The organism is Lentisphaera profundi (assembly GCF_028728065.1).
GTDB lineage: Bacteria > Verrucomicrobiota > Lentisphaeria > Lentisphaerales > Lentisphaeraceae > Lentisphaera > Lentisphaera profundi.
This window is the reverse complement of record NZ_CP117812.1, coordinates 2414720-2436506: the sequence shown is the minus strand read 5'-3', so window position 1 is coordinate 2436506 and position 21787 is coordinate 2414720. Positions and strand designations below refer to the sequence as shown.

Genomic DNA, 21787 nt, shown 5'->3' with positions numbered 1-21787 from the left:
GGCATTTTGGTAGTTTTACCGCGATGACGAACCGGGTCATTGTCGTGTAGCGTTTTATTTTTGAATCCCATTATTCATTCCCAAATTATCTAATATAATATTTAGTCTACAGGAATAGAGAGCTAAAATCAAGAATTGATTTATTCTGTAGGAATGATTTTAGAAAAATAGCAGCAATACCACTCAATTAATTAAGGGCTTTCGATATTATCCTATGTGTTAGGCTCTCTAAGATGAGGCGTTTAGAGCTGCTGTTTTGGAAAAGTTTTTGAGTGGCATTGTTGAAAAGATCAATTGCCTCTAGAGTTTCCTTGTTGGAATAACGGAGGGAGTCCTCGATAATCAGCTTGAGCCGATAGGGATGGAAGCTGACTATGGGGTATTTGGATTTATAGTCTTTGAAAATTTCTTCAGGTAGATTCCTTAGAGCACCTTCCAGTTCATTGGCATTTCTTAAGCGTAAAATTTGCATGATAAGTTTAGCTTGAATGAAGTTATGAAAAAGAGAAGAACCTTGCATGATCAATCGAGTGACGAGAGCTTCGGGATCTTTTTCTCGATTGAGTAGAACGTTGAGTGAGATCAGTGCCGTTTCTAGGTTTCGCTTAGAAAGCGCATTGGAATAAATCCAGGCATCGGCAGCTTCGTTGCCACTGATAACTGCTTGAACGTGGAGTAATCCAATAGGGTTCTGCCCGTTGCAGTAGCACCATAAAGTTTCGAGTGTGGGCTGGACTCTTTGTGTATCATTGCCAAGGCAGGTGACTAAGTAGTCCATGGCTTGACTTTGGATAGACATTTGCATTTCTGCTGCCTGTTGCGTAACAATTGCAGTCATCTCTTTTTGCCAGTTACGATTTTTCTTTTCAGGCTTATCAAAGAGGTGGACTTCGCCAGTTTTTTTAATGGTTTTGTACAGTGCTTTGCGTTTATCGCATTCAATTCCGCTAATAACGACATTGATATTTTCAGCGATTTGAGGACCAAATTGCTCTACTAAATTGCGAATCTCGATGGCGATATCGGATTTTGCGGTGGCATTTTCTTGCTTGAACGCAGGAAAATCATCTAGCCAAATAGTTTTTTCTCCAAAAAAAGGAGGTGACATATAGGAGAGGATGAAGCGTGATAATGTTTCGCTAGGAGCTTCATTTTCTTGTTGTGAAATGACTTCGAGAGCAAAAGGGTCATGGTTGTTGCCACTCAGTTCTTCAACCAGTTCTTTCGCTTTCAGCTTGATTCTAGCGTTATCATTTCCACTAACTAGATGGAGTTTACATGTCATTTGAGTTCCTTAAGGTTAGGGAGAGTCGAAAGCAATATATCTATGAATGAATTAAAGTTCATCTAGGATAGGGGAAAAACCTCTTAAGTTTTCCTTGTGAGGGGCTAAAATCAAACTTTTAGGTTTGAAGGCTCAAGTTTCTGAACTTTATTAAGTTAATTATAATGAGTGTATATAAAAGATTTTATGAATAAAAATTTGAGTGAGTTACGATCCGAGATTGATCGTTTAGACCGAAGTATAGTAGCGATGATTAATGAACGCTATGGTTATGTGCGTCAGGTAGGAGAATGGAAGCATGCAAATGCAAGTGAAATTTATGTGCCGGAAAGAGAGAAAGCCCTCTTAGAGAAGTTAGAGGGTATTAATGATGGCCCCTTGAAAAATGAGACCTTAAGAGCGATTTATCGCGAGATCATGTCCGGAGCTATTGCACTGGAGTCCCCAGTAAAAATTGCTTTTCTGGGGCCTGAAAATACCTTTTCTCATCAAGCGGCACTTTCGAAGTTTGGTAGCAGTGTATCTTATCTAGCAAAAAATAGTATTGCGGAAGTTTTTGAAGCTGTTGACCGCGGCAAGGCCGACTACGGAGTTGTGCCAATAGAAAATTCTACAGAAGGTGCGGTTACTTATACTCTTGATATGTTTAATCAATCAGAGGTGAGTATTTGTGCAGAAGTTCAATTAGCGGCACATCAAAATTTGATGGCGCGATGTGATAAAGAGCATATTCGAGTCATTTATTCGCACCCCCAGGCACTGGCTCAGTGTCGTTTATATCTGCACAATAATTTTCCTTTAGTACCACAAGTAGAAGTTAGATCTACTGCAGAAGCAGCGAAGCGAGCGGCCATGGATGATCATGCGGCCGCAGTGGCAAGTACACTCGCAGCAGATGCTAATGGCCTGAAGGTTTTAGATGGATCAATCGAAGATAATTCACGAAACGTAACAAGATTCTTGGTGATTGCGCGTCAAAATCCGAAACCAACTGGTGAGGATAAAACCTCAATTGTTTTTGCATTGAAAGACAAAGTGGGAGCATTAATGGAGTGTTTGACGGCCTTTGGTAAAGAAGGTGTGAGCATGAGCATGATCGAGTCTCGTCCGGCAAAAACTCGTCCGGGAGAGTATTTATTTTTTGTTGATTTTAACGGTCATCGCAATGATACTCATGTCCAAGAATTGATTGAAGAACTTCAAAAACATTGCCTTTATGTAAAGACCCTCGGCTCTTATCCCTGCGGTTTAAGTATAAGTAACGATTAGGTTTTAAGAAATGCGCTATGCTATTGTAACAGATATCCACGCCAATTGGCAGTCGTGGAGTGTTACCTTGAAGGATATCCGCAAGCGTGGTGTCGATAGTATTTTATGTCTCGGTGATGTAGTGGGTTACGGCCCTTCACCAGTACGTGTTTTAGAAAGTACCTATGAGAATTGTGATGGCTTTATTTTAGGCAATCACGATGCGGTTATAGGGAATCGTTTAGATTCTGATTTGTTCAATGATCATGCTAAATATATCATTGAGTGGACGCGTGAGCAGATGAGTAGTCAAGCGGTCGATTTATTTGCTAATATGTCATTGCGAATGGAAGGCCCAGGCTTTGAATGTGCCCATGCTGAATTAGCTGTACCAGGGCGATTTGGCTATATATATCAGACAGAAGATAGTTTGGAATCCTTTAGTTCAACTCAGTCACCCTTGATGTTTGTGGGGCATACCCATTTACCTGGTTATTTTCAGTGTGATGTCGCTCGTGGAGAGGTAAAGAAATGCGATCCACGCAAATTCAAGATTCAAGAAGGCTTTCGTTACTTAGTTAATGCAGGTTCAACAGGTGATCCTCGAGATGGTTCTCTAACGTCAAGTTATGTTATCTATGATGCCGTCAAACAAACGGTCGAATTTTGTTATGTGCCTTTTGATGTGGAAGCCTACAAGCAAGAAGTTTTAAAAGCCTCGATTCCTGCGAGAAATTACTTTCTTCAGTTATATTCCGGCCAGATTGAAGAGACTGAAACACTTCGAGATATGCGTATTTCAACGGAAGGTATGACCACTGAGCTTAAACGTAAGCCAGTAAAAGTTACTTTTAATTCAACTAAACGCAAAAATGTAAATTTTAATAATGTGGATCCCCGACGTAGTGCACAACGAGTCGCGTCTTCTAAAAATTTGGAAGAAGAAGGGTCGAGACGACGAATTCAGCCAAAAGATACAGGTGCAAAAAAGATAAATGTGATTTTACTGATCGCGGGTGGCGGATCAGTATTTCTAATAATCATTTCTTTAGTGATCTTTTTTATGGGTGGAGATGATAAAAGGCCCGTTGAAATGGCGGCGCAAGAAAATGCGCCAGATAAAAAAGTCGAGAGTAAACAATATAATGTATCAACTCAACCTAGCCTTGAGAATGAAAAAGTTGAAAGTTTGGATTTTGTTAAGAGAGAAATCCCCCACGACCAACAGGTCCACGGCAAAAATGGCTGGGATGTAATTTCTGATTTTGATACCATGAAAGAGGGCTGGTTGATGCACTCTCCAAGATATCGCAAAGTTATTTTTAGAAGTGAGGAAATTCATCAGAATTATTTAGGAAATGCTAAATTTAGATCTTATGATTTTTTACACACTTATCTGGTAAGCGATCAAGATAAAAGCCCATTTAGAATCTACAGTCCGGCATTTTTACTGAACAAAGATTTTTTACATTTTCAGAAAGATTATCGAGGTGAAAGTATAAAACTTTATTTACTCAAAGATGGTTCAACAACCGTCGAATCGGTAATTCCTTATGGCGAAGATCAAAAGGCTGTAGCGATTATAAATGTTAAGGACTTTAAAAAAGAGCGTGTACGACTCTTAATTGATGGTAATAAAATTGAAAAGGATGATTACCTTCAAATAGATAATTTGGGCCAGTCCACAGGTCAGTCCAGTCATTTACTTAGAAGACCTTTGTCTGCAGAGACTAAAGATGGCAGAATCTTCGTCTCTAGTTTGTTACAGGGGAACCCTGGAGATTCTATAAAAAATTTAGATGAGTTGGGTAAAGACTTATTTGGTGTAAATGCGAAGCTCTTGAGAGGGCAGGTAGCAGAGCTAGGAGTAATTTACAATGAAGTGCTTGACTTCTTAAAAGGGAAAGTCGGGAAGAAAATTGATCTGCAACTGGCAGGTATGAAGACTCCCCAAAAGTTAGAAATCAAACAAGGTAAAAATGAAGATATATTTCAAGTTGAAATTGATGGACGTAGCTATGCTTTTTACCCTTTTGAGCTTCATCCCGTGTACTTGAGTCAAATTGTTACTCAAGAACATCAAGTCTTAGAGCTTATAAAAAAGTATCAGTCCTGTAATGACTTTTACACTAGTGAAGATTTTCCAGCACATAAACTTTATAACAAATTTAATTTCACTATCTTTGCAAATAAAATAAAAATTCAGAGTAAGAAATTAAATGATACAGTTAGCATCTCTGTAAATGCTAGCGAGGGCCAAGCTGTTTTTAAGGCAGAGAATAAACCAGAAATAAAAATTTCCTTGCCTTATCTGATGCCGGTAAAGAGCATTGACTTAGACGAATTAAACTTTGGTAAAGTCTTGACTTTGAGTAGAAATTCTAAACAACTTTGGCAGGGTGTTGGAGAAGAAAATTCATTTATAATACACGCTTATAATTCATATATCATGGGACAAGATATCTCAGCTTATGCCAGTATTGATGGTGAGCGATTATCTAGTATGGATTTACTTAATTTGAATAAATCGTTTCAATCGGATACAGCATTTTCAATCAGTTTTGATAAGCCCACACAAGCAGATTATATACGCATACTTTTTTGGTCACCAGTGGGTTTGGAAGATGATAGTACTTTCTATTTAAAGGTTCGCCATAAGGAAGAGGGGATGACGCGTGGTAACTTAACTTTTCAGGGAATTTTACGTCCTTATAAGGGACTTAATTATATTACTCTTGCTCTACCTTCAGATAAACTCAAAAGTATAGATCTTGAGTTTGAATTAAGTGAGCTTATGGTTATTCGTTCCGTAAAGATTTTAAGAACGAAGTAAGGCTTTAGGCCATCTTTCTTATATCAATAAACCTTCCACTCGTGTATCGGCTTTTGAGTTCTTCAAAAAGCTTAGGCAATTTTTTAGCTAAGTGCTCGGGACTTGGCATGCCTTCAGTGCCGCGTGCACTTTGAATACGACTGAGAGAGCTGAAATTCCCTATCTCTTCAATAGAGCAAAGTTTATCTTGCATGGCGGTGTCAACAAGGCCAGGAGCAAAGGCGCAAAAATGGGTCTCTAAAAATTCCTTGGAATAAAGACTGGTCATCATATTGAGCGCAGCTTTGGAAAGTGAATAGCCACTCCATCCACGATTACCATTAACAGCGGCTCCCGAAGAGAGCGTTATGATCTGTGCAGTAGTTTTATTGCTACACAAATAATCGATGATAACTTTATTTGCCCATAAATTGATGTCCATTACTTCTTTGAGCTGAGAAACATTGGCGTCATTGAGATCTTGAATTCCCCCTAAAATACCAGCGTTGAGGATGGCTAAGTCAATATTATTTGGTGCGGCTAATAAACTAGTTAATGAACTTTCTATACTATCAAGTTTTGCTAAATCACAGGATTGCCAGGTTACGGATTTAACGGGACAGGGGCGACGACTGATGCCAAAGACTTCATGGCCTTTGGCAATATATTCTTCAGCTAATGCTAGGCCAATACCACTGCTTACACCAGTGATAAAGACCTTCATTCACTTATCCAAGTAATTTTATCATCTATAGCCGACTTGCGCATACCGTCATGAACTTCCTCTTTTGGGTAACCAAGATGAATAAAGCCAATAATACAATCGTCCTTTCCGTCAAGACCGAGTTCTTTTGCCGTGCCAGGCAAATGAGAGATAGAGGAACCCCAGTAAGAGCATACGCCATGTGCTTCTGCACATAATAATAAATTCTGTGTAGCAGCTGCTACCGCGCAAAGCTCTTCGACTAAGGGAATCTTGCATCCATCGGTGCGTTTCATTCCAACAGCAATGATTACCGGGGCTAAGAAAGCATTAGCTTGCCATTTATTTAATTTTTCAGGAGGATAAACATCAGGGTTTTGATGATATATTTTTCCTATGAGATCATGAAAGGTCTGACGTCCTGCTCCTGAAAAAACCGTGAGTCTCCACGGTTCTGTACGACCATGATTCGGAGCCCAATTAGCACTTTCTAAAATTTCTCTTAAAATGATTTCAGGTATTTCTTGCTCAGTAAAATTAGCGGGCTTAACAGTTCTTCTTTTGGAAATGATTTTAAAAATATCGCTACTCATAAATGATCCTTAATTATTTTTTGTACTGTAGTTCCATTTTTGATGGTGATAAATCTATTAGGTGTCAAAAAAGCACTAAATCAGTGACAAGCTTGTGACAGCCTGGCAGCGGAAATAACACTAGGCATGTGGTCACCCATGTCATAAGTCATTTATTGATATATTCTTATAATTAATATAAATTCAATTGGCATGGCTTTGCCTATGGTGGATTCACTTAAATCAATAAAATATAAGGAGAACATAATGTATAAAAGAAAACAAGTTTTAATGGACCCATGGGCATCACTAGATCGAATTTTCAACAACTTTACTCATACACAAGACTCAGGTCAGAGTGAATTATCACCAAAAGTCCACAGCTGTAAAACTGAAGATGCCTTGATATTAAACTTTGAATTGCCAGGAGTAGATCCTGAAAAAATTGAGCTCAATTATAAGGATGATACCTTAAGTTTAAACGCAGAGCGTAAGAACCCTATTACATCAGGGAATATTTTAAGGCGAGAACGGGTACAAGGGAATTTTGAAAGAAGTTTAGTTTTACCATTCAAGGTCGATGAAGAGAAAGTTCAAGCAAGTTACGTAAATGGGATATTGACAGTGAACTTAGTTAAAGAGGCTACACAAAAGCCAAAGAAAATAATTATTAAAGCACAAGGAGCCGCATAATGAAAACAAAAATTCAGCCATTAGTTGATATAGTAGACTCGGGCCAGTTATTTAACTTATATTTCGATCTACCAGGAGTTAAAGAATCTGATCTCAATATTGATATAGAAGATCATGTACTTAGTATCAATGCAAAACAGCTTATTGGAGATGCGGAGTCTTCAGCTAAGTGTAGTGAGAAGTATTATGAATGTCGTTATGAATTAGGAGAAACAATAAATTTAGAGCAAATCAAAGCAAAAATTGAGCAAGGGGTTTTAAAAATTGATTTACCAAAAATCGCTAAAAAATCACCTACGAAAATTAAGATTGAAGTCGCCTAATTATGGAAATAAATAAACTGGAACATCTTAAGGTTAGTTTTGCAGACCAGTCATATACTGAGTCAGCTCTGCCTTAATTTTAAAATTGGAGAAAAGTAATGAAAAGAATCCTTTGTTTCACAGCGATGGCCTTGTTGGCAAGTCCTGCTGCTATAGCTGATGAAGATATAAAAAAAGAAATATCACAACTCAAACAAACGAGTCGGGCCTTTGCTCATGTCGCCAAAACCGTATCCCCTGCAGTCGTGCAAATACGTGTTGAGAAAGATGTGGAAAGAACTAGAGGTGGCCAAAATAACTCGCGAGAAGACTTTATGCGACGTTTTTTTGGTCAGGCACCTGAACAGGGTGAGCGAAGTGATGAACCTACTCAAAAACGAAGAGAAGAAGTGGGGCAAGGTTCTGGTTTTATTATATCTAAAGATGGCTACGTACTCACCAATAACCATGTTATTGGTGAAGCTGATCATATTAAAGTTATGCTAAATGATGGCCGTGAATTCGAAGCAAAAGTGATCGGTAAAGATCCTAAATCTGATGTAGCAGTTGTGAAAGTAGATGCGAAAGATTTACCAGTTATCGAATTAGGTGACTCAGATAAATTAGAAATCGGTGAATGGGTGATGGCGATTGGTAATCCTTTCGGTTTATCTCATACGGTTACAGCTGGTATAGTGTCGGCCAAAGGTCGTAATAGTGTAGGTATAACAGATTATGAAAACTTCATTCAAACGGATGCTGCTATCAACCCAGGTAACTCTGGTGGACCATTAGTTGACTTGGATTCAAAAGTTATTGGTATCAATACAGCGATATTTAGTCGTAGTGGTGGTTATATGGGGATCGGCTTTGCTATCCCTATAAATATGGTTAAGAAAATCACAGAACAGCTTATTGCTAACGGTGCAGTAACGCGTGGTTTCATTGGTATTTATATGCAAGAACTTACGGCAGAATTAGCAGAAAGTTTTGATGTAAAAGCGGGGATTCTAATTTCTCAAGTTAGTCCTGATTCTCCAGCGGAGAAAGCGGGTCTACTTTCTGGAGATGTAATCGTAAAGTTAAAAGGAAAGGCGATCGTAAATCTTGCGGCTTTTAGGAATGCAATCGCCATGGAAAAACCTGGTGATAAAATTGCTCTAGTCATTATCCGTGAAGATAAGCAGAAGTCTGTAAGGATTACTGTTGGATCAAGAGAAAAAGTTTTAGCAAAAACTGAAAGGTTTGGGCTTACTATTGAGCAACAGAATGATACTAATACTAAGCAGTTTGGTTCGAACCTTCCAGAGGGTGTCATTGTGACGAAAGTGAAGGCTGGGTCAGTAGCCGAAGATGCCGGTCTTAGAGCAGGCATGGTCGTTGCCCAAGTTAATCGTCGTTTAGTGACTAATCTAAAGGAGTATAACGAAGCGGTATCATTGAACCCAGAGCGAGCATTATTTTTGGTAAAAGTGAATGGTGTTTCACGCTATGTCTTATTGAAAAAATAAAACTCTAAAGAGTTTAAAAATAAAAAAGGTCCACAGTTGATACTGTGGACCTTTTTTATTGTAGAGGATAGACAAAATTCATAAGCCTATATGATGCGTACTCTAATGGTGAATAGGGAGAGAGCTAGCTTAGGGTATCTTTTCTATTTTAAGCAAAGGATGAATAGGATAAGAACTATGATTTTTTGTGACGTAGTCATGATTCCAGTTAAGGATGACTTTGTCGCCTTGCTGTAAACCTTTAGGAAGCTTGGGTACATTTATTAAAAGACTTTTATTAAAGTCAGAAATTTGAATCTGATACTGTTTTCTTTTATTGCCGTATTGGCCGTATTTATGAAATTTAGTATATTCTAAAATGGTGAATTTGGCAAACTCACCCGAGTGACCACATTTTTGTGGACAAGCACTAGTTCTTCCGCGGCAGGTGACATATTGGATTCCATCAAAGCGGGCAATCGTTTCATGAATCGCGAGAGTTTCTCGTTTTTCATATTCATCAGGGGCTTTGTTTGAGTAACAGGAGGTAAATAAAAATAAAGAAAGAACTACACTAGGTAGTAAGTTCTTCATTATCGTTTGTTCGGGTGTCTTTTTTTGACAGGAACGGGGATTGGCTTCAATTGCATTCTAGGTGCTTTATATGAAGAAGCTAGGACTGCAAGTATAAGTGAAGCAATGATTAAACTGGTCATTTATGTGTCCATTAGTAGTTAGAGTACTCAATAAACTAACACGAGTCTTGTAAGAATACAAAAAAATTATGACTATGATGGAAGAATCTTGACATTTCGTTAATTGATGTCTCTTAGTCGTACACTTCATGGCATTTTTGACAGCTGTTTTTGATAGCGATCCAACTTTTTTCTTGTTCATTCATATCCATCTTAGATAGATTTATGATGAATTGATCGAGCTCGAAAGAGCTTTGAATAGCAAGTTTCTGAAAAAGTTCATCAGGATGATTTAACTTGACGAGTACATGGCTTTCTCTTTGGATAATTTCTAACTGCTCTTTCCAATCGGACTTTGTATAGTGTTTTGATTTTACCATACGATTGAGTAGCCATGAAGGTTGATCCATACTTTCCATTATTTCATCGATTTCAACACTTTTATAATCAAAGCTTAGTTCATTATGAGAGCAGCTGAAGATAAAGGCCGTTAATATTAGGAATCGTTTCTTCATTTACTGCTTTAAGTAGAGGAGGTTTTCGCGAAGTACTTGCATCTGATAGATGATCGAGAGTAAGCGATAGCGAGATTCGACTAATTGTAAATTGACATCACTCACTTGCAAGAGTGTAAGTAGACCTGCTTGATACTGTTCGCGAGCAATTGTATAATTTTCTTCTGCGAAAGCAAGTGCTTGTTTTTCATTAAAAATTTGCTCTGCTAGGCTGTCCCACTGAGTTTCTAGCTGAAGATATATTCTTGTACGCTCGCGAATTTCTGCTTTAACCGAAAACTGATTAGCTAAAATGTTTTTGGCTTGATAGAGTCGGCGTGAGTTACGTTGGTTACCATCGAGGATTTTCCAGTTTAAAGTAACTCCCACAAGCCATCCGTCTTCTAAGTCATCAGTATGAGGACCAGTGACACCAGCACTTGCGAGACCGTACAATTCTGGTGCATACTCGGATTTCACTTGTTCGATTTTTGTTTGCGAAACGTTTGAATCTGCTTCAAGAAGAGCAATTTCTAAGCTCTTATCAAGTAAGGTTTTTACTTGAACGAGCAGTTTCTCCATGTGTTGAGGAGGATCTAAGGCATCTGAAGATTTAATTGTATCATTGACTAAGCCAATGGAAGACGCCAATTCAATCATGCTTTCGTGGAGTCGAGATTTTTGTGAACGAGAAGTATTTAACGACTGCATCTTGGTTACTTTTGTTTGGAGAACATCGACACGGCTAAGTGTACCGGCCTCAAAAAGGCTTTCGGTATCTTGTTCTTCTTCTTGGCTTAATTGGAGTCGTTCATTAGCGATTTCTAGTCCTGCTTGTTCAAAGATATAATTCCAGTAATTGAGTCGAGCTTTAAAACTTAGGTCGCGAATAATCATCGCATTTTGTACACGACTCAAATTAACTTCTGCTAAGCCTTCTTCTAGAGCCCACTTTTTTCTGCCAAAGCCATAGAGGTACTGACTTATTTTCAAAGAGGTATTCATACGTTCATCTTCATCCTCGTCAAAGCCAAAAGAATAAGCGTCACTAGAATCAAAGAGGTTTTCATAACCCGCGCTAATATCACCTTGTGTTTTAAAGCGAGAAACACGTAGGTCTTTGGTTGCTTCAGTTTGTTGGATACGGATTTCACTATTGCGAATTTCACTGAGATTCTTAATGACTAAGGATCGAACATCACTGAGTTTTAAGTCCAGATTTGAGACCTTATCTAAGGAGAGTTGCTCTGCACAGACTTGTGTGAGTAGTGTAAGGGAGATAAGAACGAAGTATTTTTTCATGAATCCTCTTAGCTATTTTTAAAACGGTTAAAAAATTTAATGTTGCGAAATCTTTCTAAGATCTCGAAGAGTACGGGGATGACTAAAAGAGTCATGCTAGTACTGACTGTTAAGCCTGCAATAAAAGCAGTAGCAAAGGGGCTCCAGGCTATACTGAAATCGGGGATGCCAATGGCCATGGGGAGTAAGCCCGCAATGGTGGTAAAGGTAGTCATCATTATAGGTCGCATACGTTGATGACCAGCAGTAAGTAAGGCATCCTTTAAAGGGAGGCCATCTCGAAGGCGTTGATTAATGAAATTAATAAGAACAATGGCATCATTAATGACTAAGCCTGTGAGTCCTACCATAGCCATGAAACCATTAACAGTAAAATAGGAACGTTCGGGGCGAATGGTACCAGCAGGAAGCATATCCGAGCCTAATCCGAGTAAGGCCATGACAATAATAACTCCCGTGAAACTGAAAATAATATTGGACATAATCAATAGAGGTTGCAGGTAGCTACTGAATTGACTCGCCAAAATACCATAAATGAGAATGACCGCTAGTAAAAATGCGGAAGCTAAGGAGCGATAGCTTTTGCCTGTACTTTCTGATTCACCGCCAAATGAAATGATTGTTCCTGGATAGTTATTGCGATTGGCTTTCCACCAGTCATTGATTTTTGCCGTGACGTTAAGAGCCCCGATTTTGGTGTCTTCATCTAAGTTGCCCGAAATGGTGACAATGCGTTGAAAATCCCAGCGGATTAATGAAGACGAGACACTTTCGGAAGTGAAATGACCAAGGTCGCTAAATAAAACGCGTTTGCCATCTGCTTGATTGACAAAAGGGATATTCATTAAATCAATGGGGTCTTGGATTTGGCTTTGGGCAAGTCGGAGTTTTAAAGGAATATCTTCATCTGAACGACGGAAATCGGCAATGTAAGCACCGTCCAAGCTATCCGCAATAAATTGCTGAACTTCGACTTCAGAAAGTTTGAGCCCCGCAAGTTTTTGTCGGTCGATTTTGAAGGAGAGCACATTTGAGCGCAATTGGCGATCGTGCTTCAAGTCAATGATTCCTTTAAGGCTTTTAGTTGATTCGTCATCTAAAAATGCCATGATGTCTTTTACAACTTTCATGATAGTGGCATCATTATTACCCGAGACTCTTACATTGATCGGTAAACCAACCGGAGGTCCATCTTTTGCGGCAACAACTTCTAAATCGATGCCATTGATTTCGAATTCCTCTTCTAGTTCTTTGCGAGTATCGCGAATAAATGATGCCGCATCATCAAAATCACGATCGGCTTTAGGAGGTAATTCCGCCATGATGAAGCCATATTGATTGCTCATAACAGGCTTGTAATCTAGGTCTACTAACATACCAGATTGAGCCGTTGTATTGAGGATGCGTTTCCCTCCTTTTTGAAGGAGTTTGTTACTGATAGCGCGGACCACTTTATCGGTGTCTTCGAGAGGAGTGCCGCCAGGCATGCGAACATAAACTTGCATGATCGAACTATTGTCTGGAAAGAAAACCAACTTTAGGATGGGAGTGAAGCCGAATGCAGGCATAATCATGATAAAAATGGCAATGCAAAAAAGTGTGCCAGACGCAAATATACTTGTGAGGGGGTGATCGAGTGTCCAGCTTAGGCAGCGGTGATAAAAGCGCGATAATTTCCCCATGATACCATCACGGGTTAAAAAATCATCTAAACTTTCTTCTTTATGAGTTTCGGGAGCTTCTTCTTTCCCGAGGAGGTTCTCTAAATCAATAACATGCACGGGAAGTAGGATGAGGCATTCGATTATGCTAATAGCTAAAGCGGTACAAACTGCTATGGGGACAAGTGAAAAGAAATCACCTACAGATCCGGTCATTAATAATAGAGGAAGGAAGGCGGCCATAGTCGTTAAGGTTGCACTGAGGACTGGCCAAAAAACTTCCGCAGTTCCATCGACTACTGCTTTCTTAATATCTTTCCCCATTTCGCGATGGCGTTGGATATTTTCAATAACAACAATGGCATCATCTACAACTATACCAGAAACCAGTACAAAACCTAGTAAGGTTAATTCATTGATGGATTGTCCTGTAAGATAAAAAATGAGAAGACTGCCGAGGAAACTGAAAATAATTCCAGATATCGTGAGCACTGCAGCACGACATACATACATGACGAAACAAGCGAGAATGCCAATAGCAAGAGCTTGCAATAATCTTGAGTCAGAGGAGTAACTGACTGCAGTGGCAGTGAGGGCTAGAACGGTACCGATCAGAGTGAGCTTGGCACTGCGCTGAGCCAAAAATATAAATAATAGGTACATTACAAAAATAATGGAGAGTACTAAGCTGTCAGATAGGACGCCTAAGCCGTCTTTGATTTTGTTGGTAGTATCTAGAGTGTAAACCACATCAAAGTTGTATTGCTTGTAGTCTTCCTGGAAACTTTGTACTACCTGCTTAACATCATCTTTTATTTTAAAAGCATTTCCAGAACGTAGTTTGAGTACTTTACAGGCAGTCGAATCTTCGGCATTTATACTGTTGATGAGATTGCCCTGTAGTTTGCGTATACCTGACTCTTCATCTAGAACTAGGTCGCCTACCGTGATTTGGTTGCCTTCACCATCTTGTCTGACCGTTACACTATAAATATCTTCTGAGTTACGGTAGCGCTGATCAATTCGTATAAGGTTTTCCCCTGAATTGGTGGTAATGCTACCAGAAGGAGGTGCTTGACCTGATAAGCGCATTTGTTGGGCGACATCGCGAAGAGTGACGCGGTGTGTATCGAGTTTTTGAGGATCCAGTGCAACGACGTATTGATCCATGTCATCGCCGAGCAAGAGAACTTTTTTGACTTTATCAATTTGTTCTAAACGAAGACGAAGATCTTTTGCTAAGAGAACTAAAGTTCGTTTAGGTAAGGCTTGTTGATCTTTTTTAGAGATAAGATTGACTTGAATGACAGGAAGCCACTCATCGACATCAGCTTCAGAAAAGAAAGGCGTTAGGGGCTCGCCATTTTGTGTAGGCAGTCGATTCTGTATTCCCATTACCCGAAAGCGAAGCTCATTATATAGGGCCTCGTAATCGGTGTCATCGACAAATTTAACGGTGATATTTGAGCGATCTGCCTGTGAAGTTGATTTAATATAATCAAGATCTTCCATTCCCCTGAGGCTATCTTCGATTTCTTCAGTGACGAGTCGTTCCACTTCATCAGGAGTTGAGCCGGGATACATAGTGGAGATTTGAACCTCTCCAAAAGTGAAGTTGGGGAATTGCTCAACAGGTAAATTAGGGATGGCAATAGTGGCACTAAAAATAATCATGCCCACAAAGATGATATTGAGTAATACGCTTTGTTTAAGAAAAAATGAAATGAAGTTTTTCATTATTTTGCCTTAATAAGAATACTATCGATGGGGATTTCGCTTTTTTTAATAATGTAGAAATCTTTATCTCGGCGCAAAGGTTGGACAATGATCTTTTGATTTTTATTATTGATGAGCCAGGATTGTTCGAGTCCACTATGCATGAAATCATGAGGGACAAGAACTGCAGGTGAAGGGTAATCGACTAAGATTTCTAATTTAACTTCGAGTCCACCAGTAGCATGATTGAGCTGCTTAGAATCTATTCTTAATTCTACATGTCTTTTACGACTTACGGGATCATAGCTTAGATCACTTCTATGAATTTTGCTTTTAAGTAATTGTTTTTTAAAGCTTAATTGAATGGGGTCCTTTATCAAAACCTCATATTCTTCTTGGCTTAGACGAAAGTTAATACTCAGTTGACGAATATCGACTAATTGGCAAATTTCATCATTGGCATTGAGCCAAGTGCCAGCTTCAACTTTTTGAGAGTTCAAAACCCATCCCTTTGGGCCTAGGATATAATGACGCTTAAGTTTTTCTTTGACGGTTTCAATTTTGATTTCAGCTTCAGTAATTACTTGATTTTGTAAAGCGATATTTTGATTGACTTCAATGAGTTTGAGTTGAGCTTCGTCGTATTCATATAAGGAGCGATCAAAGTTTGATTTAGCTATTTTTCCATCATCACTTAAGCGCTTAATTCTATCCATCTCTAATTTGCGGTATTTCACATGACGTTTTTCAAGTTCAGCACGGGCGTGTTGAGTTTTTGAATTCTGCTTTTGACTCTCTAGCGCTGCTTTACTTGCTTTGAGCTCAAGTTCTACTAAGGTGGTATCTTGTTTGGCAACAATGATTTTTTGATTCGGGCCTTTGAGTACATCGCCTTCATTGAGCTCAAAATTAATGAGGCGCGAGGGATACTCCGCTTTGAGTTCTAGGAATTTACATGGCTCGGTGAAGCCTGTTATAAGGCGTTGTAATTTGGCGGGGTGTTTGTGGGGTTTCCATTGATTTACTTGCGTATTGCTGAGTAGAGTGAAGCTTAAAAAAAGCCAGATAAGTAAAGGAATTCTCATTTTATTAAATCCTCGAGACGGTCGGGTTCATTCATGATTAAAGTAAGATACATAGAGGCCATTCTTTTTGGGCGCGTTTTTAATTCTTCTTCATCAGCCCATTGCATTTGCCAAATCAGACCATCGATCGTGGCGACAATAAAACAGGCTAGGTCATTTGGCTTGTTTATTTTTCGGAAGTAACCTTCATCTAAGCCTCTTTGGTAATCGGCTAAAGCAAGACTTTGCCAATGTGCTAATTTGACTCGGAATTCTTTACTGACAATAGTTTTTACTTCTGGGTTTGTGGCGATTAACAAAGAAAGTTCATAAAAAAGACGGTTGTCTTCTACCCCTTTGGCAAAAAATTCAGATAAGACTGTGTGAAGTGTGGTATAAATTATTTTGACGGGATTACTGTTCGCTTCATCCAAGGTACTGACCAAGCTATCTATGCGGGCTTCCACTGCATGGCAATTGCCGATACAACAATGCATGAGTAAGTCTTCTTTTGAAGAGAAGTATTCGTAAATTGTTCCTTTACCAATGTTTGCGTCTTTAGCTATGGTAGAAATTGTTGTGTTTGCAAAACCTTTATCTTTAAACTTTTTACTAGCAGAATTTAGTATTAATTCACGTTTCTTCATTTTGATCCCCTCCAAGACTGACTGGTCGGTCGGTTTTGTGAACTTATGATCTTAAACGATAAAGACAAAAGCAATGATGGGAAAAATGTTGTTTATTATTAAAAACTAGGATTGAGGAATTTGAGGTATACTAAAAAAAGGCCAATTGAATCTATAAATTCAATGGGCCTTTAAGTAAAGAGTTTTTAAACTTTATTATTCAGCGATTGGCGTATTCGCTTTGTCTAAAAGATCAAGAGTTTTACCCTTGAGTTCTTCACGATACTCTTCATCACTTGCTAGAACCCAAGCGTAGGCAATGACTTGTTTCTGTGTGTACTCTTCTTGAGTAAGGTTTTTCTTGTATTGTAATTTTGCGAGCATGCTATCTAGAACATCAATCTTTAAGTGAGAATCAATGATCGCATTGAGTTGAAGTTGAACTCCTTCACTAAGAGTGGAGGCAAGACGATCTAAGTTATCCTTATCTTGAGTTAATGATTTATTTTCATCGAGTTTATCTTTAACATCGCGAAACATTTTAGCTATATCATTGCTAATGAGTTCATTTATACTTTCGGTTGCAAGGCCAAAATTTGTGTCTACAGCCGTAATGATTTCCTGTTTCAATTCAGGGATTTTTTTGTCCAATTGATTAAAAGCATTAGATATTTCGCGATTCGCTAAATCTTCTACGCCTTTAAGGATCACCTCGTTTTCAGGAATTTTGTCTTCAACGAGATCCATCGCCATTGTCGAGATCACTTCAGGTTGAGTAATATGCTTCAACTGTGATGGGATGTAGAAGGCGTAAATAGCTGCTACGACGATTAAAATTGAATAAACAATTTTAGTTATATTTTGAGATTTGGATGTCGAACTTTCAAGGGCTTGGATTTTTGCCGAAATTACTTCGAGTTCTGTTTGGGTTTTGCTCATGCTTTATCCTCCTATTGTGCGACCGGTTGAACAGCGTCTTCCGGTACGATTTGGTATTTTAAAAGGTCGAGTAAGGCTGCTACAAGTTTTCTTTCAGCTAGACCATGATCGATTTTTTCAATGTTGACAACGTCGACGCTGATAGAACTTAAGCGATCGGCAATACCATCAAACTCAGGTTCTAGTGCAACGATACTATCGGCAGTGGTGGCCATTACTTTCTCTGTGATGGCGATTGCAAGAGTTTCAATATTAGTCTCTAACTCTTTGATTTGAACATCTGTGTAAGTTTCACCGATATTATCAAATGCAGTATCGAGAGCATTGGTAAGTAGCTTATGGATTCGGTCTTCTGTTACTTTACGGAGATCAGTTTCAAGAGACTTGATGTGACCTTCGAGTTTTTCGGAGTTTTTAGCATATTCTTTTTTTATGCTGGCGCTAATACTTGGAAGTAGTTCGCTTTTTGCTTTCTTTTTTAAATCAGCTAGCCGACTCTGTAGTAGAGCTTCAGAGTCTTTTTTTATTGCCTGTACAATGGCATCTTGATTGTTTTTTAGTTCATTGGCAATGCTATTGAGTCGGGCAAATAATAGCGCGATGAGTACTACAATAATAACGAGAGCAAAATTCCTAAACGAAGTTTGGCTCTTTTTTAATTGTTCAATCTTATCTATTCTTTTTTTGATAGCTTGGATTAATTCTAAATCCTTACTTTCATCATTATCTTGACTCATATTAGACACTCCTTGATCATTAAGTTATATGGTTGCTAACAAGTAAAAAACAAATTATTCACCTTGTCAAGGTTTGCGTTGTAAGATGTAAGGAATGCGTTCATATTGGCGAGGTTAAAAAATAAATTTGGGATGATGATTTGACTTACGCAGCAAGTGCTTTTCTTCTAACTGGTGAGACTGCAGATTTAAGTGCAGGTCGCCTAGGGTTTCGTTTTTTTGGTAGATCACCAGAACTGGGGCCGATCGAGATTCTGATTACAGATGTTCCCGGAGTGTTCTTTTCGGCAGATTTAGAAAACAATGAAGGCTTACCGGATTTTGAATTGAAGTCCACTTCTCTGAAAAATTTACAGGGCGAGGATTTAAAGGCGTACTCCTTTAAAACACGAAATGCTCAGAATGGACTGCTTAATGCATGTAAAGAAGCCGGGCAAGCGGTTCATGAGTCACAGATTAAACACCATGAGCGATTCTTGATGGAATTAGGAATACGCGGTGGTATTTGGCTAGAGGGAGACGCCAAAGTTAAGGATGGTCGTGCGGTATTTAAAAATCCACGGATGAAGCCTTATGAGGTCAAGACAGACTTTAGGAAAGCCTCAATAGATATAGAAAATGGTGTCAATATTGATAGCCTCTTTTCAATTGCGGTTCATGTCACTGGATGTGGACCAGAGCGTAAAAAAGTTTTCATGCTGGATGAATATCGCCACGAAATGAATGAATTCACCACATGTTTTAGTAATGAAACTGACTTGCTCAATGCTTTTATGGATTATATAGCGGCAGAAGATCCCGATATTATTATTGGTTGGAATGTCATTGGTTATGATTTGGATCAACTACAGAAATACTGTGAACGTAATTACTTAGATTTTAAACTAGACCGAATGGGTAAAGAACCAGATATTTTTTCTCCAATGATGGGAGTGAGTTTTGCCTATATGTCTGGCCGAGTTGTTATCGAGGGCATGTCTGCAATTCGTGATATGGGCTACGTCTTTAAAAATAATCGTTTAGAAACTGTAGCGGTAGAGCTCTTAGGTGAAGGTAAGCTAATACACGGAGAAGAAGATAAATTAGCAGAGATTGAGCGTCAGTTTGTAGAAGAAAAAGAGAATCTAGCGAAATACAATTTACAGGATGTGGAATTGGTAACGCGCTTATTCGAGAAGATTGGCGTCGTAGAGTTCATGGCGGCGCGCAGCAGTTTGTCAGGAGTGACTTTTAGTCATCTAGAGAGTAATAATACGATTCTTGAAAATTTATGCATTCCTAGAATACATCAAGGTGGCTATGTCGCCCTTGGTGATGGCGAAAAGAAAACCTCAAGAAATGATGCCTATCGTTATTTAGGTTCGGAGCAAGGAGTTCACGATAAAGTCGTGCAATTGCGAGTTCCGCAAATAACGGCTTGGGTCGCAAGTTTATTTGATATTGATCCTTATTCTTTGGCACAAGCCGAAGGCGAGGAAGAGCTTCCCTGGGGAGCAAAGCGCTGTCAGGAAAAAGCTTTTTTAGCTAAAGAATTATCAAGCTTGTTGACCTACCGTGAGGAACTTAAAGATGCCGACTGGCAGTATCGGGCCATAAATCATACGCTTAAGCAATGCATGGAAGAAAGTTTGAAGTCTGCCAATAGATTTTTCACTCCGGCTTATAAAGGGGCAATCACCCAAGCTTGTGCGTGGTTGAGTGAAGAGTTAAATCAAGGACTGACAGCGATTTCGGCAAAGTTAGTAGCTTGGAATGATACAAATTTATACGTGAGCATGGATAATCCTGATGTGGATGTAGAGGCACATTTAAATCAATGTGTTCAAAATGCTTGTTTAGACTTAGGTTTAGAAGCCCAATTTCCTTTTTGTGAAAAAGTTAATTCATTTGAAAATATTGTATTCATAAAAAGAAATAACGATAATTTCCTTCGCTATGCGTATCAAGAGAGTGAAGATGAACTCAAAATTGTGGGTTTGAATAATACGGGACCGCGTTGGACGCCTTTAGCACACTTTTTCCAAGAAGAGTTATTGAAGCAAATACTTGGGGGAACTGATTGGCAGGCTTGGATTCGTAGTTTTACAGAAGAATTTAGAGAAGGCACGCACCGAGATAAGCTTTCCTACTTTCGGAAAGTACGTCAAAAAGATCTAATCGAAAAGAAAGATCAAGCACAAGTAATAGCACTACAAAAATTTCTAGATCATTTTCAGCCTTCGGCAGCAGTGAATGTAATTTCATATATTGTTACATTAGATGATGGACCTGTTCCAAGTGCCATGAATCCACGATCTCCAGATATAGAGCACTACATAGAGTCACAAATTGCGAAAGTAGCAAATAACTACCTGGTGCTCGTAGGCAAAAATTTTGAGGAGCTATTCCGTGCTGAGCAACTAAGTCTTTTTGAATTTTAACAAAGAAGAGTTGTTTTTATCTAAGTTTCAGACATTTTAAAAAAAGTTAATTCTAAATTAGAAAGGAAATACAATGAAAAAAGTGATTATCGTAGGCTCAGGCCCTGCGGGACACACAGCCGCAATTTATGCAGCTAGAGCCGAAATGCAGCCTCTCATGCTTGAAGGCTTTATGGCAGGTGGAGTTGCAGCAGGTGGCCAACTAACAACAACAACTGAAGTTGAAAATTTCCCGGGTTTCCCCGAGGGTGTAGACGGTATTACCTTAATGATGAATATGCGTGAGCAATCAATTCGTTATGGTACTGAGATTCTTACTGAGACAGTTGATAAAATAGACTTGAGTGTTCGCCCTTTTAAGTTAGAAGCGAATGGTATTGAGTACGAGGCAGCTTCAGTAATTATTGCTACCGGTGCAACTGCAAAGCGTTTAGGACTTCCTGGAGAAGAGCAATACTGGCAGAATGGCGTCTCTGCATGTGCTGTCTGTGATGGTGCCTTACCCATTTTTCGTAATAAGCCGATGGTTGTGATTGGCGGTGGCGATTCTGCATGTGAAGAAGCTATGTTCTTGACTAAATTTGCTTCTAAAGTTTATTTAGTCGTTCGTCGTGACGAAATGCGTGCATCAAAAGTTATGCAAGAGAGAACGATTGCTAATGAGAAAATTGAAATTCTCTGGCAGTCTTCACCTTTAGAAGCATTAGGTGACGGCAAAGTTCTTACTCATGTGAAAGTTAAAAGCAATGTTGATGGCACGGAAAAAGACGTTGCAGCAAGTGGTCTGTTTTATGCTATCGGTCACAAGCCAAATACAGAATTTTTAAATGGTCAGCTCGATATTGATGACGCGGGTTACATTGTGACTGCGCCAGGTACAGCAAAGACTTCAATTGAAGGTATTTTTGCCTGTGGCGATGTTCAAGACCATGAATGGCGTCAAGCAATTACAGCAGCAGGTAGTGGTTGTATGGCCGCGCTTTCAGCTGAAAGATACTTAGGTGAGTTAGGCGAAGTTTAAAAACTTA

General features: G+C 39.0%; 18 protein-coding genes. 7 read left to right on the top strand and 11 right to left on the bottom strand.

Annotation, left to right across the window (positions count from 1 at the left end):
* Positions 1 to 187: 187 nt before the first annotated feature.
* Positions 188 to 1285: a DNA polymerase III subunit delta gene (holA, locus tag PQO03_RS21110; RefSeq protein ID WP_274153188.1), complete on the bottom strand. Its 1098-nt coding sequence runs from the start codon at positions 1283 to 1285 to the stop codon at positions 188 to 190.
* Between the two features lie 186 nt (positions 1286 to 1471).
* On the opposite strand from holA, the gene pheA reads away from it, so the two are divergent.
* Complete coding sequence (gene pheA / locus PQO03_RS21105; protein ID WP_274153187.1) at positions 1472 to 2554, top strand: prephenate dehydratase; 1083 nt, start codon at positions 1472 to 1474, stop codon at positions 2552 to 2554.
* 10 nt (positions 2555 to 2564) lie between these two features.
* On the top strand, positions 2565 to 5366 hold the full coding sequence (locus PQO03_RS21100; RefSeq protein WP_274153186.1) for a metallophosphoesterase family protein: 2802 nt from the start codon (positions 2565 to 2567) through the stop codon (positions 5364 to 5366).
* Between the two features lie 4 nt (positions 5367 to 5370).
* Here the strand turns inward: PQO03_RS21100 and PQO03_RS21095 are convergent, their stop codons facing one another.
* Entirely contained in the window at positions 5371 to 6069 is a 699-nt protein-coding gene (locus PQO03_RS21095; RefSeq protein ID WP_274153185.1) for an SDR family NAD(P)-dependent oxidoreductase, read from the bottom strand.
* Positions 6066 to 6641, bottom strand: coding sequence for a nitroreductase family protein (locus PQO03_RS21090; RefSeq protein WP_274153184.1), 576 nt, complete (start codon positions 6639 to 6641; stop codon positions 6066 to 6068). The genes PQO03_RS21095 and PQO03_RS21090 overlap by 4 nt, the downstream gene beginning before the upstream one ends.
* 246 nt (positions 6642 to 6887) lie before the next feature.
* Here PQO03_RS21090 and PQO03_RS21085 point away from each other — a divergent pair, with 246 nt between their 5' ends.
* The 3 genes from PQO03_RS21085 to PQO03_RS21075 all read left to right on the top strand — a co-directional run bounded on the left by PQO03_RS21085 (position 6888) and on the right by PQO03_RS21075 (position 9126).
* Positions 6888 to 7313: an Hsp20/alpha crystallin family protein gene (locus PQO03_RS21085; RefSeq protein WP_274153183.1), complete on the top strand. Its 426-nt coding sequence runs from the start codon at positions 6888 to 6890 to the stop codon at positions 7311 to 7313.
* Entirely contained in the window at positions 7313 to 7636 is a 324-nt protein-coding gene (locus tag PQO03_RS21080; RefSeq protein WP_274153182.1) for an Hsp20/alpha crystallin family protein, read from the top strand. The genes PQO03_RS21085 and PQO03_RS21080 overlap by 1 nt, the downstream gene beginning before the upstream one ends.
* A gap of 98 nt (positions 7637 to 7734) precedes the next feature.
* On the top strand, positions 7735 to 9126 hold the full coding sequence (locus PQO03_RS21075; protein ID WP_274153181.1) for a DegQ family serine endoprotease: 1392 nt from the start codon (positions 7735 to 7737) through the stop codon (positions 9124 to 9126).
* Positions 9127 to 9255: 129 nt separating this feature from the next.
* Here PQO03_RS21075 and PQO03_RS21070 read toward each other — a convergent pair whose 3' ends face one another.
* The 8 genes from PQO03_RS21070 to PQO03_RS21035 all read right to left on the bottom strand — a co-directional run bounded on the left by PQO03_RS21070 (position 9256) and on the right by PQO03_RS21035 (position 18339).
* Complete coding sequence (locus PQO03_RS21070) at positions 9256 to 9699, bottom strand: hypothetical protein (RefSeq protein WP_274153180.1); 444 nt, start codon at positions 9697 to 9699, stop codon at positions 9256 to 9258.
* 235 nt (positions 9700 to 9934) lie between these two features.
* On the bottom strand, positions 9935 to 10315 hold the full coding sequence (locus PQO03_RS21065; RefSeq protein WP_274153179.1) for a hypothetical protein: 381 nt from the start codon (positions 10313 to 10315) through the stop codon (positions 9935 to 9937).
* Positions 10316 to 11596 carry a TolC family protein gene (locus PQO03_RS21060; RefSeq protein ID WP_274153178.1) on the bottom strand — a complete coding sequence of 427 codons (1281 nt, stop codon included), beginning with the start codon at positions 11594 to 11596 and terminating at the stop codon, positions 10316 to 10318.
* 8 nt (positions 11597 to 11604) lie between these two features.
* Positions 11605 to 14994, bottom strand: a complete 3390-nt coding sequence (locus PQO03_RS21055; RefSeq protein ID WP_274153177.1) for an efflux RND transporter permease subunit — start codon at positions 14992 to 14994, stop codon at positions 11605 to 11607.
* Positions 14994 to 16058 carry an efflux RND transporter periplasmic adaptor subunit gene (locus PQO03_RS21050; protein WP_274153176.1) on the bottom strand — a complete coding sequence of 355 codons (1065 nt, stop codon included), beginning with the start codon at positions 16056 to 16058 and terminating at the stop codon, positions 14994 to 14996. Before PQO03_RS21050 ends, PQO03_RS21055 begins: the two co-directional genes overlap by 1 nt.
* Positions 16055 to 16684 (bottom strand): TetR/AcrR family transcriptional regulator, encoded by a 630-nt coding sequence (locus PQO03_RS21045; protein WP_274153175.1) that lies wholly within the window; start codon positions 16682 to 16684, stop codon positions 16055 to 16057. The genes PQO03_RS21050 and PQO03_RS21045 overlap by 4 nt, the downstream gene beginning before the upstream one ends.
* 195 nt (positions 16685 to 16879) lie before the next feature.
* Positions 16880 to 17602, bottom strand: a complete 723-nt coding sequence (locus PQO03_RS21040; protein WP_274153174.1) for a hypothetical protein — start codon at positions 17600 to 17602, stop codon at positions 16880 to 16882.
* An 11-nt stretch (positions 17603 to 17613) separates the two neighbouring features.
* Positions 17614 to 18339 carry a hypothetical protein gene (locus PQO03_RS21035; RefSeq protein WP_274153173.1) on the bottom strand — a complete coding sequence of 242 codons (726 nt, stop codon included), beginning with the start codon at positions 18337 to 18339 and terminating at the stop codon, positions 17614 to 17616.
* A gap of 140 nt (positions 18340 to 18479) precedes the next feature.
* Between PQO03_RS21035 and PQO03_RS21030 the strand changes: the two genes are divergently transcribed.
* On the top strand, positions 18480 to 20759 hold the full coding sequence (locus PQO03_RS21030) for a 3'-5' exonuclease (protein WP_274153172.1): 2280 nt from the start codon (positions 18480 to 18482) through the stop codon (positions 20757 to 20759).
* Between the two features lie 73 nt (positions 20760 to 20832).
* Positions 20833 to 21780: a thioredoxin-disulfide reductase gene (trxB, locus tag PQO03_RS21025; protein WP_274153171.1), complete on the top strand. Its 948-nt coding sequence runs from the start codon at positions 20833 to 20835 to the stop codon at positions 21778 to 21780.
* The last annotated feature ends 7 nt before the right edge of the window (positions 21781 to 21787 follow it).

Bases quoted from the DNA above. Each gene is read 5' to 3' on its own strand.
- PQO03_RS21045 (WP_274153175.1), bottom strand. From the start codon at position 16,684: ATGAAGAAACGTGAATTAATACTAAATTCTGCTAGTAAAAAGTTTAAA.
- PQO03_RS21090 (WP_274153184.1), bottom strand. From the start codon at position 6,641: ATGAGTAGCGATATTTTTAAAATCATTTCCAAAAGAAGAACTGTTAAG.
- PQO03_RS21085 (WP_274153183.1), top strand. From the start codon at position 6,888: ATGTATAAAAGAAAACAAGTTTTAATGGACCCATGGGCATCACTAGAT.
- PQO03_RS21075 (WP_274153181.1), top strand. From the start codon at position 7,735: ATGAAAAGAATCCTTTGTTTCACAGCGATGGCCTTGTTGGCAAGTCCT.
- PQO03_RS21070 (WP_274153180.1), bottom strand. From the start codon at position 9,699: ATGAAGAACTTACTACCTAGTGTAGTTCTTTCTTTATTTTTATTTACC.
- PQO03_RS21065 (WP_274153179.1), bottom strand. From the start codon at position 10,315: ATGAAGAAACGATTCCTAATATTAACGGCCTTTATCTTCAGCTGCTCT.
- PQO03_RS21040 (WP_274153174.1), bottom strand. From the start codon at position 17,602: ATGAGCAAAACCCAAACAGAACTCGAAGTAATTTCGGCAAAAATCCAA.
- PQO03_RS21035 (WP_274153173.1), bottom strand. From the start codon at position 18,339: ATGAGTCAAGATAATGATGAAAGTAAGGATTTAGAATTAATCCAAGCT.
- PQO03_RS21055 (WP_274153177.1), bottom strand. From the start codon at position 14,994: ATGAAAAACTTCATTTCATTTTTTCTTAAACAAAGCGTATTACTCAAT.
- pheA (WP_274153187.1), top strand. From the start codon at position 1,472: ATGAATAAAAATTTGAGTGAGTTACGATCCGAGATTGATCGTTTAGAC.
- PQO03_RS21060 (WP_274153178.1), bottom strand. From the start codon at position 11,596: ATGAAAAAATACTTCGTTCTTATCTCCCTTACACTACTCACACAAGTC.
- trxB (WP_274153171.1), top strand. From the start codon at position 20,833: ATGAAAAAAGTGATTATCGTAGGCTCAGGCCCTGCGGGACACACAGCC.
- PQO03_RS21080 (WP_274153182.1), top strand. From the start codon at position 7,313: ATGAAAACAAAAATTCAGCCATTAGTTGATATAGTAGACTCGGGCCAG.
- PQO03_RS21095 (WP_274153185.1), bottom strand. From the start codon at position 6,069: ATGAAGGTCTTTATCACTGGTGTAAGCAGTGGTATTGGCCTAGCATTA.
- holA (WP_274153188.1), bottom strand. From the start codon at position 1,285: ATGACATGTAAACTCCATCTAGTTAGTGGAAATGATAACGCTAGAATC.
- PQO03_RS21050 (WP_274153176.1), bottom strand. From the start codon at position 16,058: ATGAGAATTCCTTTACTTATCTGGCTTTTTTTAAGCTTCACTCTACTC.
- PQO03_RS21100 (WP_274153186.1), top strand. From the start codon at position 2,565: ATGCGCTATGCTATTGTAACAGATATCCACGCCAATTGGCAGTCGTGG.